17 protein-coding genes are annotated in these 16,499 nt (G+C 67.8%); 8 read left to right on the forward strand and 9 right to left on the reverse strand.

The window, feature by feature from the left end:
• From ACVWY1_RS21820 to ACVWY1_RS21845, 6 genes are all read left to right on the forward strand, one after another.
• Positions 1–852 carry a MaoC family dehydratase gene (locus tag ACVWY1_RS21820; RefSeq protein ID WP_198754753.1) on the forward strand — a complete coding sequence of 284 codons (852 nt, stop codon included), beginning with the start codon at positions 1–3 and terminating at the stop codon, positions 850–852.
• A 56-nt stretch (positions 853–908) separates the two neighbouring features.
• Entirely contained in the window at positions 909–1,214 is a 306-nt protein-coding gene (locus ACVWY1_RS21825) for a MazG-like family protein (RefSeq protein ID WP_102684835.1), read from the forward strand.
• Positions 1,211–1,960, forward strand: a complete 750-nt coding sequence (locus ACVWY1_RS21830; RefSeq protein ID WP_102684816.1) for a methyltransferase domain-containing protein — start codon at positions 1,211–1,213, stop codon at positions 1,958–1,960. Before ACVWY1_RS21825 ends, ACVWY1_RS21830 begins: the two co-directional genes overlap by 4 nt.
• A gap of 20 nt (positions 1,961–1,980) precedes the next feature.
• The gene (locus ACVWY1_RS21835; protein WP_110703760.1) at positions 1,981–2,613 is read left to right on the forward strand and encodes a DUF4136 domain-containing protein; all 633 of its coding nucleotides are present in this window, start codon (positions 1,981–1,983) and stop codon (positions 2,611–2,613) included.
• A gap of 19 nt (positions 2,614–2,632) precedes the next feature.
• The gene (locus ACVWY1_RS21840) at positions 2,633–3,193 is read left to right on the forward strand and encodes a DUF4136 domain-containing protein (RefSeq protein WP_023630953.1); all 561 of its coding nucleotides are present in this window, start codon (positions 2,633–2,635) and stop codon (positions 3,191–3,193) included.
• Between the two features lie 149 nt (positions 3,194–3,342).
• On the forward strand, positions 3,343–5,298 hold the full coding sequence (locus tag ACVWY1_RS21845; protein WP_457378747.1) for a pilus assembly protein TadG-related protein: 1,956 nt from the start codon (positions 3,343–3,345) through the stop codon (positions 5,296–5,298).
• Here ACVWY1_RS21845 and ACVWY1_RS21850 read toward each other — a convergent pair.
• Both ACVWY1_RS21850 and ACVWY1_RS21855 read right to left on the reverse strand, forming a co-directional pair.
• Entirely contained in the window at positions 5,283–7,919 is a 2,637-nt protein-coding gene (locus ACVWY1_RS21850) for an ATP-binding protein (RefSeq protein ID WP_457378748.1), read from the reverse strand. The genes ACVWY1_RS21845 and ACVWY1_RS21850 overlap by 16 nt on opposite strands.
• Entirely contained in the window at positions 7,916–8,359 is a 444-nt protein-coding gene (locus tag ACVWY1_RS21855) for a TadE family protein (RefSeq protein WP_023632045.1), read from the reverse strand. Before ACVWY1_RS21855 ends, ACVWY1_RS21850 begins: the two co-directional genes overlap by 4 nt.
• A gap of 75 nt (positions 8,360–8,434) precedes the next feature.
• On the opposite strand from ACVWY1_RS21855, the gene ACVWY1_RS21860 reads away from it, so the two are divergent.
• Together ACVWY1_RS21860 and ACVWY1_RS21865 are read left to right on the forward strand one after the other, a co-directional pair.
• Positions 8,435–8,905, forward strand: a complete 471-nt coding sequence (locus ACVWY1_RS21860) for an A24 family peptidase (RefSeq protein ID WP_038706832.1) — start codon at positions 8,435–8,437, stop codon at positions 8,903–8,905.
• A gap of 113 nt (positions 8,906–9,018) precedes the next feature.
• The gene (locus ACVWY1_RS21865) at positions 9,019–9,801 is read left to right on the forward strand and encodes a response regulator (RefSeq protein WP_431196981.1); all 783 of its coding nucleotides are present in this window, start codon (positions 9,019–9,021) and stop codon (positions 9,799–9,801) included.
• 180 nt (positions 9,802–9,981) lie between these two features.
• On the opposite strand, the gene ACVWY1_RS21870 is transcribed toward ACVWY1_RS21865, so the two are convergent.
• From ACVWY1_RS21870 to ACVWY1_RS21900, 7 genes are read right to left on the reverse strand one after another with little or no spacing between them, the layout of a single operon-like run.
• The gene (locus tag ACVWY1_RS21870; protein WP_430944507.1) at positions 9,982–10,242 is read right to left on the reverse strand and encodes a DUF3613 domain-containing protein; all 261 of its coding nucleotides are present in this window, start codon (positions 10,240–10,242) and stop codon (positions 9,982–9,984) included.
• 12 nt (positions 10,243–10,254) lie between these two features.
• On the reverse strand, positions 10,255–10,956 hold the full coding sequence (locus tag ACVWY1_RS21875) for a tetratricopeptide repeat protein (protein WP_102684813.1): 702 nt from the start codon (positions 10,954–10,956) through the stop codon (positions 10,255–10,257).
• 37 nt (positions 10,957–10,993) lie between these two features.
• Entirely contained in the window at positions 10,994–11,881 is an 888-nt protein-coding gene (locus tag ACVWY1_RS21880; protein ID WP_102684812.1) for a type II secretion system F family protein, read from the reverse strand.
• Between the two features lie 2 nt (positions 11,882–11,883).
• On the reverse strand, positions 11,884–12,765 hold the full coding sequence (locus tag ACVWY1_RS21885; protein WP_198754750.1) for a type II secretion system F family protein: 882 nt from the start codon (positions 12,763–12,765) through the stop codon (positions 11,884–11,886).
• Positions 12,762–14,018, reverse strand: coding sequence for a CpaF family protein (locus tag ACVWY1_RS21890; RefSeq protein ID WP_038706838.1), 1,257 nt, complete (start codon positions 14,016–14,018; stop codon positions 12,762–12,764). The genes ACVWY1_RS21885 and ACVWY1_RS21890 overlap by 4 nt, the downstream gene beginning before the upstream one ends.
• A complete protein-coding gene (locus ACVWY1_RS21895; protein ID WP_102684810.1) occupies positions 14,015–15,205 on the reverse strand; it encodes a pilus assembly protein in 1,191 nt (396 codons plus the stop codon). Before ACVWY1_RS21895 ends, ACVWY1_RS21890 begins: the two co-directional genes overlap by 4 nt.
• Positions 15,202–16,494 carry a type II and III secretion system protein family protein gene (locus ACVWY1_RS21900; RefSeq protein WP_139668429.1) on the reverse strand — a complete coding sequence of 431 codons (1,293 nt, stop codon included), beginning with the start codon at positions 16,492–16,494 and terminating at the stop codon, positions 15,202–15,204. Before ACVWY1_RS21900 ends, ACVWY1_RS21895 begins: the two co-directional genes overlap by 4 nt.
• Positions 16,495–16,499: the final 5 nt, after the last annotated feature.

A 16,499-nucleotide genomic window follows, 5' to 3' on the forward strand; every position in this document is an offset into this window, starting at 1 on the left:
ATGACCCGACCTTGGCACGACCTGCACAGCCCCGACTCACGCCTGAACCTCTACCTGCGCGCCCTGGGCAAACGCAAGATCCGTGGCAGCCAGCTACCGGAGACAGGCCTGCGCTGCTACCTGCGGGTCGATGGCGCCAACCTGGCGGCCTATCGCCGGCTCTGCCACTTCGCCGATGACGGCCGCCTGCCGGGCACCTACCCGCACGTCATGGCCTTCAGCCTGCAATTGCAGTTGCTTACCGGGGACGACTTCCCCTTCCCCCTGCTCGGGCTGGTGCACCTGCACAACAGCCTGCAGGTGCTGCGCCCACTGGGCGGCATCGATGGGTTGCGCTTCGCGGTGTACGCCGACAACCTGCAGCCCCACGAAAAGGGCGGCACCTTCGACCTGGTGACCGAGGCCGAGGACGGGCTCGGGCTGCTCTGGCGCGAGACCAGCCGCATGCTGGTGCGCGGCCTCAAGCTCGAGCAACAGGCCGCCAGCGCCACCACAGAAGCACCCGCCGCGCTGCCGGAGGCCACCCGCTGGTACGCCGATAGCGGCATCGGCCGGCACTACGCCAAGGTGTGCGGCGACTACAACCCGATCCACCTGAGCAGCCTCAGCGCACGTCTGTTCGGTTTCCCCAAGGCCATCGCCCATGGCATGTGGAGCAAGGCCATGGCGCTGGCGGCGCTGCAGGGACACCTGCCTAAAGCCGGATATGAATTCGCGGTGGACTTCCACAAGCCGGTGCGCCTGCCGTCGGAGGTAGTGCTGAGCGCCAGCGAGGCAGGGACGGCCGGCGAGCTGCGCCTGGATGGCCACGGCGGGCTGGTGCACATGGTTGGCAGCTGGCGCGCACGCTGATCGGGCTTGCTTTGCAAGGAACCTCGCCGGAAGCTATGCGCCACGAGGAGACCCCGATGAACCTGCAAGAACTGACCGAACGCCTGCACCGCATCCGCGACACCAACGACTGGCGGGTTTTCCACAGCCCGAAGAACCTGGCCATGGCCGCCAGCGTCGAAATGGCCGAGCTGGTGGAGATCTTCCAGTGGCTGAGCGAAGACCAGTCCCGCCAGCTGCCTGCCGACCAGCTTGCCCACGCCGGCCAGGAAGTGGGCGATATCGTCCTCTACCTGCTGCTGTTGTGCAGCGAGCTTGGCCTGGACATGAACGAGGTGGTGCGGGCCAAACTCGCCGACAGCGAAAGGCGCTTCGCCAAATGAACGACCGTCATTTCGATGAACTGGCCAGCCGCTTCGCCGAGAAGATCTATGGCGGCGCCAAGGGGGCGATCCGCCTGGCGGTGCTCCAGGCCGACCTGGCCGAAACGTTGCCCGAGCGCCCGTTGCGGGTGCTCGACATCGGCGCCGGCCTGGGCCACATGGCCCTGTGGCTGGCCCAGCGTGGCCACCAACTGACTCTCGCCGAGCCCGCCGCGCCGATGCTCGACGGCGCCCGTGCGCGCTTCGCCGAGGCCGGCCAGCAGGCAACGTTCATCCAGGCGCCCTGGCAAGACCTGCTTGGCCAGCTCACCGAGCCCTACGATCTGGTGCTGTGCCACGCCGTGCTCGAATGGCTGGCCGAACCCGAAAGCATCCTGCCGGTGCTGCACCAGCTGACCGCGCCGGGCGGCTGGCTGTCGCTGGCTTTCTACAACCGCGATGCGCTGGTCTACCGCAACCTGCTCAAGGGGCATTTCCGCAAGCTGCGGCACAACCGCCTGGCCGGCGAGAAGCAGAGCCTGACGCCACAGAAACCACTTGATCCACGCGAGCTCAAGGCGCAACTTGATCCCATGTGGCAGGTCGAAAGCGAAAGCGGCGTGCGGGTGTTCCACGACTACATGCCCAAGGAGTTCCAGGCCAAGGCCGAGCTGCTCGACCTGCTGGAGATGGAGTTGGCGCACCGCCGCCACCCCAGCTTCGCCGGTCTGGGCCGCTACCTGCACTGGATCTGCCGGCCCCACTGACCCGCCCGCCAGGAGGATACATGCCGTACCGTCTGTTCTGCCTGGCCCTGCTCCCCCTTGCCCTGGCCGCCTGCCAGGGCAGCAATCCCTATGTCGCCAGCGGCAAGCCGCTGCCACCGGCACCGCCCCAGGCCGCCGGCACTTTCGACGCCAGCGCCTACCCCACGCCACCGCGCGACTATGGCCGTTACCGCAGCTGGAGCTGGCGCAACAGTCAGCCCCCCGGCGGCCTGGCGAACGCCACGCCGGGCCAGCTGGCCGACGCGGTCAGCAGCGCCCTCGACCAGCACGGCCTGCGCCCGGCCCACAATGCCCCTGCCGACCTGCTGGTCAGCGCCGACGTGCGCCTGGAGCGGCGCCTGCGCCAGGTGCGCGACTACGACTACGATCCCTATTACGGCCCCTACCCCTATGGCAGCGTCGGCTACGGCGGCTACCGCAATGGTTATGGCGCCTATGGCAGCGTGCCGATCGTGCGCACCTACCAGGTCGAGGTGATGGTTGTGCGCATCGACCTGTTCGATGCCCGCAACGGCCAGCCGGTGTGGAGCGCCAGCGCCGAAAGCGGCAGCGACAAAGACTCGCCGCGTGAACGCGAAAGCGCCCTGCGCGAGTCGGTGAGCAAGGCGATGAGCGGCTATCCTCCCAGCTGACCCTTTACGGAGAACCATCATGTTGCGCCGTCTCGTACTTCTGTCCTTCGCCCTGCTGCTGGCGGCCTGTTCGAGTAACAACGTGCAGCAGGACTTCGATGCCAGCCGCGACTTCGCCGCCTACCGCAGTTGGGCCTGGCAGGAGCCGGCCCTGCAATACCGTCCGGACGATCCACGGATCAAGAGCGACCTGACCGAGCAGCGCATCCGCCAGGCGGTCGCCGGGCAGCTCGACCAGCGTGGCCTGCGCCCGGTCCAGGGCAGTGCCCGGGCCGATGTGAAGGTGCGCGCCTACCTGATCGTCGAAGACCGCCAACAGCAGATCACCACCAACTACGGCGGCGCCTGGGGGGGTTACTGGGGAGGCTACTGGGGCGGGCCGATGTACAACGAGACCCGCAGCGTCGACTATAAGGTGGCGACCATCCAGGTCGACCTGTTCGACGGGCGTGACGGCAAGCTGGTGTGGCGTGGCAGCGCCGAACAGATCATGAACAACTACCCGCCCAGCCCGCAGGAACGCAACGCGGCGATCCAGAAGACCGTGACCCAGGTACTGAGCAACTACCCGCCACATTGAGTCCCTGATCGCGGGGCAAACCCGCTGCCCCGCCCCTGCGATGCGCCGCTTGGGCGAGGCACTTCGATCAAGGCAACTTGCCATCACCTTGACTACACTCCTTGCACCGCCGCCGCGCTGCCGGGCCACAGGCCGGCAAAGGAGTGCCCGTGGTTCCCCGTTCCGTTGTGCGCCAACGCGGCGCGATCGGCCTGATGGCCGCGCTGACCATGGGCCTGGCCCTGGTGTTCATGCTCCTGACCGTCGACAGCGGCCGCCTCTACCTCGAACAACGCAAGCTGCAACGCATCGCCGACATGGCTGCGCTGGAAGCCGCCGAGCATGACGGCGCCTGCACCGGCAGCGGCCCGCAGGCATCCACCCTGGCCCGCACCGCCGCCACCCGCAACGGCCATTCGCCGCTCAACCCGCTGATCGCCAGCTGCGGCTACCTGCGCACCGGCAATGACAACCTGCGCACCTTCACTGCCGACAACCAGCGCAACGAGGCGATCAAGGTCGAGGTCAGCAATGTGGTGGTCACCAGCTTCGCCGGTGGCATCTACGCGCTGGTGCAGGGCGGTGCCATCGCCCGCACCACCACCCTGCGCGCCAGCGCGGTGGCCGCAAGCCCAGGGCCGCCCCAGGCAATGCTGAGCATTCGCAGCACACTGCTGCAGGTCAGTTCGATGCAGTCGGCCATTCTCAACGCCCTGCTGAAGGCCATCGGCGCCAGCACGCAACTCACCGTGCTGGGCTGGCAAGGCATCGCCGATACCCAGCTCAACCTGCTCAACTACCTCGATGCACTCTCCACCGAACTGAAGCTGAACCTGGGGGATTACCAGCAACTACTCGACTTCCAGACCACTGCCGAAAATCTGCTGAAAGTCGCCGTCAAGGTTCTGCAGCAAAGCGGCGCCGCCGTGGAGGTGACCGGCGATCTGCTCAAACTCGCCGCGGACCTGAAAGGGCCGATCACCCTGGGGCAGTTGCTCAACCTGCAGACCGGCACCGTCCAGGCTGGCCTGGACGCGAACGTGCAAGTGCTGCAACTGGTCCAGGCGATGATTCAGCTGGCGGCTAATCGACAAGCCGTGAATGCCGAGATCCCTATCACCGCACTGGGTTTGATCAATGGCCGCGTGTACCTGAAGGTGATCCAGCCCCCGCAGAACTCCGCCGTGGGCGACCCGCGCAGCGATGAGTTGCGCGTTCATACCGCACAGATCCGCGCGCTGGTATCACTGGACCTGCCCCTGCTGACCGGCATCGCCGGGTTGCTCAATGCCGTGCTGGATCTGGCGGCGCCCTTGACCAACGTGCTCAACAACCTGCTCAGCCTGAACCTGCTGGGCACCGTGCAGTCGCTGACCTGCGCCCTGGGCATCCCGTGCAAGGTCAGCGACATCAAGCTGCTGGACAGCCAGGTGCATATCGATATCGGCATCGAAGTGGCCGAAGGCACCAGCCGCTTGCCCCCGGCGCCACCCGACAACTACAGCTGCGCGCCCAAGAGCCTGACCACCCTCACCCAGCGCTCGGCGGCGAGGATCGCGATCGGCAAGTTCGACTCACCGGCCGAGTTCCTCAGCAATGGGCCTGACTTCGTCAAGGTACAGGCCCTGCCGGTCATCGATATCGGCACCAATGTCTGCAGCCGCCTGCTGATCCTGCCGCCCTCCTGCGGCACACGCGTGCCCTATGCCGGCGGCGGCATCGGCCTGCGGGTGGACACCAAGCTGCTCGGCAGCAGCCCGACGGAAAAACCACTGGTCTTCGCCGACGACCATGCACCGCGAAATATCGGCCAGGATCCGATGTTCCAGCCCATGGATAGCGACCAGGCCCAGGTGGTGGGCAGCCTGTCCGGCACACTTGCCGGTGTACATCTGGAAGCCTACAGGCCCACTGCCAACAGCGGCCTCGGCCAGGTGCTGGTGCTCACCGCCGGCCTGCTGGACGGGGTGAAGAACATCCTCGAGCCGATCATCAGGAACCTGCTCAGCCCCCTGCTCGATCCACTGGTGAACGGCTTGCTCAAGGTCCTGGGCATCGACCTGGCCAGCGCCGAGGTCGGCGCCAACCTCAGTTGCTCCAGCGGCCACGCTCAGCTGGTGCAGTGAACCGGCAGGTCGATGCAGAAGCACGCGCCCTCGGGCGAGTTGCTCACTGTCAGCTCGCCGCCCATCTGGCTGACGATGCCGTGGCTGACCGATAGCCCCAGGCCGGTGCCAACACCGGCCGGCTTGGTGGTGAAGAAGGGTTCGAAGATCCGCTCGTGCAGCCGCGCATCGATGCCGCCGGCATTGTCCTCCACCAGCAGCCACAGCCGCTCGCCATGCAGCGCCTGGCGCACGCGGATCCAGGGCTGCGCCACCTGTTGCTCGAGCAAGGCATCGCGGGCGTTGACCATCAGGTTGATCAGCACCTGCTCCAGCTGGTCCTGATGCCCGAGCACTTGCGGCATCGCCTCGGGCGACTCGAGGTGCAGCGCCACGCCCTTGCCGCGCAAGCCCTCCTCGAGCAACCCCCGGGCGCCCTGCACCGCGCCCCACGCGGCGAAGCGCTCGCACTCGACCGTCGAACGCCGGCCATATACGCGCATGTGCTCGACCAGCCGGGCAGCGCGCGCTACCTGCGCCTCGATACGGCGCAACTTGTCCTCCAGGTAGGCCGGATCGGCGGCGCCGTTCTCCAGGCGCTTGAGCGCATTGACCACCGCCATGCGCATCACGTTGAGCGGTTGGTTGATCTCGTGCAGCAGGCCGGTGGCCAACTCGCCGAGGGTGGCCATCTTGGCACCCTGCAACAGCTGCTGCTGGCTGCGCCGCACCTCGGTGTTGTCGCGGCCCACGGCCTGCACCTCGAGCAGGCGGCCTTCGCCGTCGAACAGGCCGCGGTCGGCCCAGACCCACCAGGCATGCTCACGGCCAGGCAACTGCAGGCAGATCTCCGCGCTGCTCACCGGTTGCTCGGGCGTCAGTGCCCGCAGGCGCTGGAGAAATGCATCGCGCTGGTCGGCGGACAACCATTGCCCCAGGTCGGCACCCTGCAACTGCTCGGGCGTGCAACCCAAGTAATCGGCCAACGGCCGGTTGCCGAACAGCACGGTGAGGTCCGGGCGATAGCGGCAGATCATCGCCGGCGAGTCCTCCACCAGCACCCGATAGCGTTCCTCGCTCTGGCGCATGCGCTCGGCGGCCTCGGTGGCTTCGCTGACGTCCAGCCACAGGCCGACCACTTCCAGCGGCTGGCCGAGGTCGTCACGCAGCAGTCGGGCCTCATCGAGCATCCAGTGGTAACCACCAAGGTGGTCACGCAGGCGATAGCGGCAACGCACCAGGCCATCGCGCAGCAGGCTGCGGGTGCGCTCCAGCCACAGCGGCCGGTCATCGGGGTGCACCGCCAGGCCCGGCTGGCGGGCGAGTTCGCCGTCGGCCTCCCAACCCAGCAACGGCGCCAGGCTGGCACTGTAGAAATCGCCGTGCAGCGCGCCCTCGGCATAGCGTTGCACGTAGATCACCGCGGGTGAGCGGGCAATCAGGTTCTCCAGCCGCGCCCGGGCCGCGCCGGCCTGCTGCTCCTGGGCCTTGAGGGCGCTGATATCGAGCAGGAAACCGCGCAGTTGGCCGCCCCGGCCTTGACCGGCCCAATGGAACCAGCGCGGCGCCGCGAGCGGGTCACGGTCCAGCAGGCGCACGCCCAGGCTCAACGCCTGCCCGGCACGGGCCTGGTCCAGGGCCAGCTGCGCCGGCTCGCGGTCGGCCGGGTGCAGGCGAGCAAGCCACTGGGCCTGCCCGACCCGGGCGTCGAAACCCAAGGTCGCGGCCAGGGCCGGGTCCAACTGCAGGTCGCCGTGCGCTGGCCACTCCCACCACCCCGCGCCCAACTGCTGCTGCAGGTCGTCGAGATGATGGGCCTGGTGCTGCAGTTGCTGGCGGCGATGCCGTACCAGCAGCGGCTCGGTCAAGCTGCGCACCAGGGCCATGGCCATGTCGACCGCAGGCACCTGGTGCGCCCCGGCGCACAACATCCAGGCCTCGGCCTCCAGCCCTTGCCGATAGGGCACCAGGAACAGCGAGGCACCTCCGCACAGGGCGAGCAGTTCAGGGTCGTCGCGCACCTCGATCAGGGTCTGGGCCGGCCACTGGTCCAGTCTGTCCCGCAACCGACGGTCATCGGGCCAGGGCCAGGCATCGTCGCTACTGGCGAAGTGGCGCCAGCCGCCCGGTTCGCGCAGCACCAGGCGCAATGCGGCGGCCTGCCAATGTTCAGCGAGGCTGCGCAACTGCTCGCGCACCGTCTGCGCCAGGCGCTCGGCGCCGCATTCGCGCAGGGCATGGCCGATCTCTCCGAGCAGCGGCCGCTGGCGATCCCAGCGCTGTTCGCGGAGCAGGTCGCCGATATCGAACAGTTGCAGCATCCAGCCCTGCTCGTGGCGTTGCAGCCAACCGCGGGTGTGCAGGGCGTGGCCCATGACCGTATGGAAATCCAGGTCCAGTGGCTGCCCCTGCCAGTCGGCGGGGTGGCCTTCGAGCACCAGCCAGCTGTGTCGCTCAAGGTAGTCGTGCACCCGCGCGCCAGCCTGGCCGGGCAATGCCAGCAGGCTGCGCAGCGGGCCGGCCAGGCGCAGCACCCGCGCCTGGTCATCGAGCCACAGTTGCAGGCCCACGGCGGGTGTCGCCTCGGGCACCTGGGCGGGGGTCGGCGCGGCGAACCAGCGGTCGAACAAGCCACCACTCACAGTTGCAGGCTCGCCTGGGCCTGCAACCGCGCGGGCAGCTTGGGCACGTCACCGATCACGGGCAGCAACAGCGTCGGCAAGACGCGATTGAGGCGTTCGCGGGGATAGTCGATCACCACCGTCAGCACCTTGTCCGTGCCCACGGTAACCCGGGTATCGGTATTCACATTGAAGCCCAGCGCATTGGGCATCCACGCCAGTTGCTGGCCGATCACCTGACGAGCCAGCCCCTGCACGTCCAGCTCGTAGGTCTGGCTGCTCGGGTCCACGGCCACGCAACGGCGCACCGCTTCGCTGCTGGCCTGGTTGAACGACTGCAGCATGAGCATCGGCAAGGCGTAGCTGACCAGGCCGTAGAACACCGCGAAAAACACCATGAATACCGCGACAAACTCGATGGCAGCCGCGCCTTTTTGTTGTCCCGCCGGGCCTGCTTTCATGTTCGCGTCTACCCTGACTGTGAGACCTGTCTGAAAGCATAGAACCGTTCAACGAATAGGGATGGCATTTTGCCAATGCAAAGCATTGTTCTCCTGCTGTGGCTTGCCTTGTGCACCGAACAAGATGTCCGTGAACGACAAATCTCCAACGCCCTGACCCTGGGCGTCGCGGCGTGCGCCCTGGCCTGGCTGTTCGCCACCGGACGCAGCTGGATCGGTGCCGACGCCAGCGAGGCCGGCTGGGGCCTGGCCATCGTCATGCTGCTCACCCTGCCCGGCTACATGCTCGGCCGCTTCGGCGCAGGCGACGTGAAACTGATGGGCGCCCTGGCCCTGGCCACCAGCCCGCAGTACGTGCTCGGCACCTTCATCGGCGCCGGGGTCACCGTCCTGGCCTGGATGTTCGGCCGCCGGCGCCTGTGGACCCTGCTCAACCCCAAGGTGAAGAAGCGCCTGCAGGCGCTGGCCGAACAGGTCGGCGACAAGCAGCCTTTTGCCCCCTACGTGCTCGCTGGCTTCCTTCTGACAGCGGTATGGATCCAATAAGCGACCGAAGGGTCGGATTATGGAGTAGGACCGATGTACATAACGGCAAAGTGCGACTACTTTTCTAACTGCCAGAGCGTCTGGCCCGGGAGCAGGGCCGATACAACAGGGAGTTGATCGTGAACAAACCCGTCAGTGAGGTGAAAGTGCTGGTGGTCGACGACCAGCCAGTGATCGTCGAAGAGTTGTGCGAATTCCTCGAAAGCGAGGGCTACCGTTGTGTCCCCGCCCACTCCACCGGCCAGGGCATCGACTGCTTCAAGGCGGACGAGACCATCGGCCTGATCCTGTGCGACCTGCACATGCCCGAGCGCGATGGCATCGAACTGGTGCGCACGTTGAAGCAGATCGCCGGGCCGCAGCGCATGTTCGAGGCGATCATGTTGACCGGCCGCGCCGACAAGCAGGACGTGATCCGCGCCCTGCGCGAGGGCTTCGCCGACTACTACCAGAAACCCATGGACCTGGACGAGTTGCTCGAAGGCGTGCGGCGCCAGGAGACCGCGCTGCTGGAGCGGCGCCGCAACTTCCGCGAACTGGGCAGCCTCAACCAGCGTTTGCAGGAGCTGGCCGAGTCCATCGACGACCTCTACCAGGACCTGGAAAAAGCCCGGGGCCAGGGCGCCCATCGGCGCGCCGGCGATAGCGAGGAAGGCGAGCCGGAGCTGCCGGCGGCGTTCGAGAAACTTTCGCCGCGGCAACTGGAAGTCGCCCGGCTGGTGAGCAAGGGCAAGACCAACTACCAGATCGCCTGCGAACTGGGCATCACCGAGAACACGGTGAAGCTGTACGTGTCCCAGGTGCTGCGCCTGACCCACATGCACAACCGCACGCAACTGGCGCTGGCGCTGACCCCACGTTCTTCGCCGGTGCATCAACGCTTTACCACCCATTGATCTGCTGACGACCGCCAACTAGCGTTACTGGGGCTGCTGCGCACCCCATCGCCGGCAAGCCGGCTCCCACAGATTTGCGCAAACCTCAGGCAGTGCGCGGCCCTTGTGGGAGCTGGCTTGCCAGCGATGGGGCGCAGAGCGGCCCTTATCGTTTTGCTGACTGTATCAAGCTGTGTGCTCTCAATTGTTCGACGAACTGATCTTGGTCCAGCGGTAGAAATCCGGGATCGGATACTTGTAGCTGTCCAGCCAGCGCTGCATGGCCTGGTCACGTTCCTTGTCGGTCTGCACCTGGCGCACGCTGGACGCCTGGCGGTTGCTCGCCTGCACCTGCAACAGGGCTTCGGTGGCGGTCTGCGGGCGCGGCTGGCGCGGCGGGTCCTCGGCCAGCGCCAACAGTGGCGTGGCCAGGCAGGCGAGGACGACCCAGGGCTTGAACATGTTCACCTCCGCTCAGTTGATGGCCGCGGCCGGGGATTCGGTGGCGGCCAGCGGGCCACGCCCGTTGGCAAGAATGCGCTGCGCCCGGGCCTGGGCCTCGGCGAACTGCTCGGGCTTCAGGTGCAGGCGATTGACCAGGTCCTCCGCCTGGCGCCAGTTGTCCTGCACCAGCGACAAGGTCACCAGGTTGATGGCCGGCAGCGGGTTGTCGTCCTTGAGCTCGATGGCGGTGAGAAATTCGAAACGCGCCTGTTGGTGATTGCCCAGGTTCATCTGCACCACACCCAGGTCGTTGCGCACCTTCTCGTCGGTGGGCGCCAGCCGCGCCGCCCGTTGCAGGTTGCGCAGGGCCTGGGCGTCGTCACCACGGGCCGAGGCCAGTTGCCCCAGGCCGTGCTCGCCTTCGGCGGCCAGGCAACCGCCGAGCAGGCTGCGGTAGAGCGGTTCGGCCTCGGCGCGCCCGAGCAGGCGCAGCACCTTGGCCTTGCGCAGGCGCACCTGGTCGAGCTGATCGGGCAACTGCTCCAGGTGGGCCAGCCCGGCGTGCGGGCGACCTTCGCTGATCATCTGGTCGGCCATGTCCAGGCTCAATTGCTGGTCGGCGTCGGGCTTGCCACAGGTGCCGCCGCCGAGCAGGCGCGCCAGGCCTTCGGGGGGCTGCCCGGCGCAGCCGCTGAGCAGTAGCAGGCTGATGAACGTCAGGATGGCTTTCATTGTGCGTCTCCCCTATCAATGCCCGAATGTTCGATGCTTATGAACCCAAGGCCCGCGCCAGGGCGGAAAACCCTGGCCCGGCCAGAACGATGAGCAGGGCCGGGAACAGGAACAGCATCATCACCGCCGACATCTTCGCCGACATCTTCGACACCCGCTCCTGCAGGCCGGTCAGGCGCCGGTCATCAAGCAGTTCCTTGAGCGCCAGCAACGACTTCATCGAGCCACTGCCCTGCACCAGCAGTTGCTGGAGGATGACGCAGGTGTCGATGAACTCGTCCACCGCCAGCAGGCGCGCGGTCTTTTCCAGCTCCGGGCCCAGGGCCAGGCCGGAATCGACCCGCTGCAACACCAGGCGCAACTCGTCGCTGATGTTCGGCACCAGGCTGCGGCCTTCCTGGGCCAGCACGCGCAGGGCCTGCTCCACCGCCAGCCCGGTTTCGAAGAGGATGCGCAGCAACGGAATCAGCAGGCTCACCTCCTCGGCGATGCGCCGCTGACGCCGGGCCGCCGCCACGACCAGCAGGCGCTTGGGCAACAGGTAGCCCGCGCCCAGCGCACAGAGCACCAGCACGCCCCAGTGCCCGCGGTTTTCCCCGGGCAGGCCATGGACCAACAGCAGCGCCACGCCCACCGCCAGCAACGGCAAGCCCAACTGCACGGCGGCGAACAGTGCGCGTTGCCGGCTGCGCCGCCAGCCCAGGCGGTCAAGCAGCGCCTGGGTCTCGCCGTCCAGCCGTTGCAGGCGCCGCCCCCAGGGGCTGCTGCCCAGCCACTGCAACCAGTCGCCCAGGCGCTCGTCACGGTCCAGCCGCCCCTGCAGGCGCCGCGCCACGCGCTGGCGAGCGCGCCACTGGCCGATGGCCTGCGCGGCCAGCAGGGCGAACGCGGCGAACAGGCACAGGGCGCTGAGCATCAAGGCCATGGTCACAGGCTCCTCATCATGCGCCACAGCACCAGACAGCCGACCGCCTGCATGACAAAGGCGAATAGCAGCATCATCTGGCCGCTGGCGTCGCGCCACATGGCCAGCAGGTAGGTGGGGTTGGCGAACAGGAAGTAGCCGACCATCACCAGCGGCAGCGCGCCGAGGATCCACGCGGTGATGCGGGTCTCACCGGTCATGGCGCGCAGTTGCCGGTCGCCCTGCTCGTGTTCGCGGATCAGCTTGATCAGGTTCTCCATCAGTTCGCTGGCGTTGCCGCCGTGGCGCTGGTTGATGCGCAGCCCCAGGGCGAACATGCGCAGTTCGGCCTGACCGTAGAGTTCGGCGAACTCGCTGACGGCATCTTCCAGCGGCACACCGAGCTGCACGTTGCGCCGCACCCGCAGCATCGCCGAGCGCAACGGCTCGCGGGTGCTGTCGACGCCGCCGAGCACCGCCTCGTTGAGGGTGCGCCCGGCCTTGAGGCTGCGCACGCTGTAGTCGAGCAGGCCGGGCAACTGCTGGACGATCTGCTGCAGGCGCCGCCGGCAGCGCCAACTCAGGTACAGGTGGCCGAGCAGAGGCAGGCCGGCCAGCACCATCAGCGCCGCCACCCAGCCGGCCAGCACGCCGGCCAGTACGGTCAGCGCCAGCCAACCCAGCAACCAGGGCCGTGGGGAGAAATCGGCATGGACAAGCCCCGCCCGCTGCAACAGCGGGTCGAGCCAGTCACGCCGGGCCGTGCCGCTGCGCACGGCGCGGTAGGCCCGGCCCATGCGGTCGAGGATGCGCTCTTCGCCGCGCTTGTACAGGCCCAGGCGCCACAGCAGCAAGGCCATGCCCAGGCACAGGGGCGACAGGGCCAGCAGCAGCGGCCCCATCACAGCACCCCTTCGTGGCGCAGCTTGCCGCCGGCGGGGTTCGGCGCCTCGCGCAGAAAGCCTTCGCCACTGCGCCGGTCCAGGCGGAACAAGGTGTTGGTGACATACACATCGTCGCGCACCCCGACCACTTCGAGCACCTCGCTGACGCAGCGCCGGCCATCGGCCAGGCGGGTCAGCTGGATCACCACGTCCAGCGCGGCGCAGATCATCTGCCGCAGAGTCTTCTCGGCAATCTGCCGGCCGGTCAGGCCGACCAGGGTCTCCAGGCGCAGCAGGGCGTCCTGGGCGGTGTTGGCGTGCACCGTGCTCATCGAACCGTCATGGCCGGTGTTCATCGCGGTCATCACATCAAGCACCTCGGCGCCGCGGATCTCGCCGAGGATGATGCGGTCGGGGCGCATGCGCAGGGCATTGCGGATCAGCTCGCTGGCCTTGATCTCGCCGTGGCCCTCGGCATTCGGCGGGCGGGTTTCCAGGCGTACCACATGCGGGTGGTGCAGCTGCAGCTCGGCCACGTCCTCGATGGTCACCAGGCGCTCCTGTGGCGCGATCATCTGGCTGAGGATGTTGAGCAGGGTGGTCTTGCCGGTGCCGGTGCCGCCACTGACCAGGATGTTGCAACGCCGGCCCACGGCGCGTTCGAGAAAGTCGTAGATGGGCTGGTCGATGGCCCGGGTGGCCAGCAGGTCGGCGCTCTTGAGCATGTCCTGGCGAAACTTGCGGATCGACAGGCACGGCCCGTCCAGGGCCACCGGCGGGATGATCGCGTTGACCCGGCTGCCGTCGGGCATGCGCGCATCGACCATTGGCGACGACTCGTCCAGGCGCCGGCCCAGGGGCGCCAGGATGCGCTGCATCACCCGCTCGACATGGTGCGCGTCGATGAAGCGCAGGTCGGTCTGCTGCAGCAAGCCAGAGCGCTCGACGAACACCCGGTACGGGCCGTTGACCAGGATCTCGGTCACGCTCGGGTCGCGCAGCAGCACCTCCAGCGGACCATAACCGGTGAGCTCGTCGACGATCTCCTCGGCCAGGCGCTCCATCTCGTAGCGCGACAGGGCCAGGCGCAGACGCGCCACATAGTCACCCACCTGCTCGAGGACGAACTGCGCCAGCACCGGCCGCGCGCCCTCCAGCAGGTTGCGGCCGCTGTCCTCGATGGCATCGATCACGTGCCGGTGCAGGGCGCGCTTGAGCGCCTGCGGGTCACTGGCCGCATGTCGGGGCCCGCCAAAGGGTTCTTCGCTGATCATCGGTTGCCCCACAGCCGGCGCAGCCAGCTCTGGCCCGGCGGTGCGAGGTTTTCCGAGCGCCGCGCCAGGCGCTCGCCAAGCCCGCGCAGGGCCTGGGTAAGGCTTTCACGCGGGGCCAGTTCGAACAGGCTCAGGCCCTGGTTCTTGGCGTTCAGGCGCACTTCCGGGCTGTAGGGCATGACCTTGAGCAAGGGCAGCCCGTAGCGCTTGGCCAGGGCCTCGGCATCCGGCGCCACCTGGCGCAGGTAGCGGTCCACCAGCAGGCTGGCGTGCTCGAGCTTGATGCCACGGTCGCGCCACTGCTCGAGCACATCCAGGTTGCGCCGGCAGTCGAGGATGTTCTGGTCGGTGTAGACGATCAGCTTGTCGCAGTGGCTGACGAGGGTCCGCAGCGCCTCGCTGTCGGCCTGCCCGGTGAGGTTCACGACGATGTGCTGGAAGTGCTGGCGCAGGGCGCCGAGGAGCATGTGCAGCTCGGCGGCGCTGGACTGTTGCAGGGCCTCGTCGTTATCGGCATAGGCGAGGATGCGCAGGCCACCCTTGTCGCGGGTGAAGGCGCTGTCGATCAGGGTGGCGTCGAGCCGGCGCAGGTGGCGCAGGGCATCGCCGAAATGGAACGACGCCTCCAGGCCGAGCAAGGCCAGGCTGTCGCCACGGGGCAGGCCGAGGTCGAGCAGCAGGGTCTGCTGCCCGCTCTCCTGCACCACCCGCGCCAGGTGGGTGGTGAGCAGCGCGCCGTCGGCGCCGCGCTGGGCGCCGTAGAGCACGGTGAGGCCGCCCAGGCTGGGGTTGCTGGTGGCTGTCGGCAAGCGCTTGCCCAGGCGCCGCACCAGCCCCGCCACCTCGCTGGCGCGCGAGCCGTAGGCGACGAAGTCGCGGGCGCCGGCGCGCATGGCGTGCAGCACCAGCTGGTTGTCCATGCCGTCACCGAGGGCGACGATGGCCAGCATCGGCTTGGCTTCCAGCAGGCCTTCGATCAACGCGCACTGGCCGATCAGCTGTTCGCGGTCCAGGCCGATGAACACCAGGTTGCTGAAGGTCATGTCGACCAGCGCCAGCAACTCGTCGAGGTTCGGACTGCTGGCGCCGATCACCTGCCCCAGCGGTGCCAACGCGCCCTGCAGCCAGTGCAGGTCTTCGTCGTTCCGGGTCAGGGCCAGGTAGGTCTGGTTCAGGCTTTCGCTCATTGGGACAACCCGCCACGGCCTTCGAAATTGCCGTTTTCCATGAAGAACAGGCGGCCCCAGCTGGGGTCGTAGGTGCGCAGCGCCTCGCCCGGCAGCTCCGGCAGGCGCGCATTGGCGGCCAACGGCTGGACCAGGTGCGGGGTGACGATCATCAGCAGCTCGGTCTCTTCGCGGTTGAGCGCCGACTGGCGGAAGAACGCGCCGATGATCGGCAGGTTGCCCAGGCCCGGCATCTTGTCCACGGCCGAGCGTACGTTGCTGCTGATCAGCCCGCTGATGATGAAGCTCTCGCCATCGGCCAGCGAGATGCTGGTGTCGGTGCGGCGCACGCTCAGGCCCGGCACCTGGGTACCGGCGATGACCACCGCGTTGTTGTAGTCGAGCTCGCTGACCTCGGGCGCCACCTTCAGGGTGATGCGGTTGCGGCTGACCACGGTCGGGGTCAGCGCCAGGCGCACGCCGAACTCCTTGTACTCGATCGACACGTTGTCGCTGCCGCTGCTGGGCACCGGGATGGGGATCTCGCCGCCGGCCAGGAAGCTCGCGGTCAGGCCGCTGAGCACGGTCAGGCTGGGGCGGGCCAGAGTGTAGGCGAAGCCGCTGTTCTCCAGGGCGTTGATCATCGCCAGGAAGCGGCTGCTGCCGCCGCCCCAGACGATGTTGAAGACGTCGTTGTCGAGCGGGATGCCGGGCCGCACATCGGCGTAGGTCACCGGGTTGGTGCCGGTGGCGACACCCGGCACGTAGCCGGGGCGCACCACGGTGTTGGGCACGGTATTGGGCGAGCCGATCAGGCTGTTGTTCGAGCCCTTGAAGAACAACCTAGCGCCGGCCTCCTTGTACTTCAGGCGGCGCACTTCGACGAAGCGGATATCGGCCTGCACCTGCACGGGCAGGTCCTCCTGGGCCGTGGGCAGTTGCGCGGCCTCTGCCATGTCGGCGCTGGCCCGGCCCTTGACGAACAGCATGGCCCGATGCGGCTGGGCGGCGCAGTCGGTCCACAGCATCAGGCTGGTGGTGCCCTGCCCCACCGCCGTGAGCAGCACGGCCCGCTCGCCGCTGGGCTGCACATCGGCCACCTTGGGCTCGCCGACCGCCGCCCGGGTGATGGCCACCGGCAGGCGCAGCTCCTGCTGCAGGCCCTGATCCATCTCGATGACCGAGGGCAGTTGGCCGAAGGCCGCGCAACCCGTCGCGGCCGCCTGCGCCGTCGGTGCGAGCAAGGCCAGGGCCAGCAGCGCCGGGGCCAGCCAGTTGCCTCGTGGAGTAACACGCAAAGAACTACGCATGGATC

This window comes from Pseudomonas sp. TE6288, from assembly GCF_054062095.1.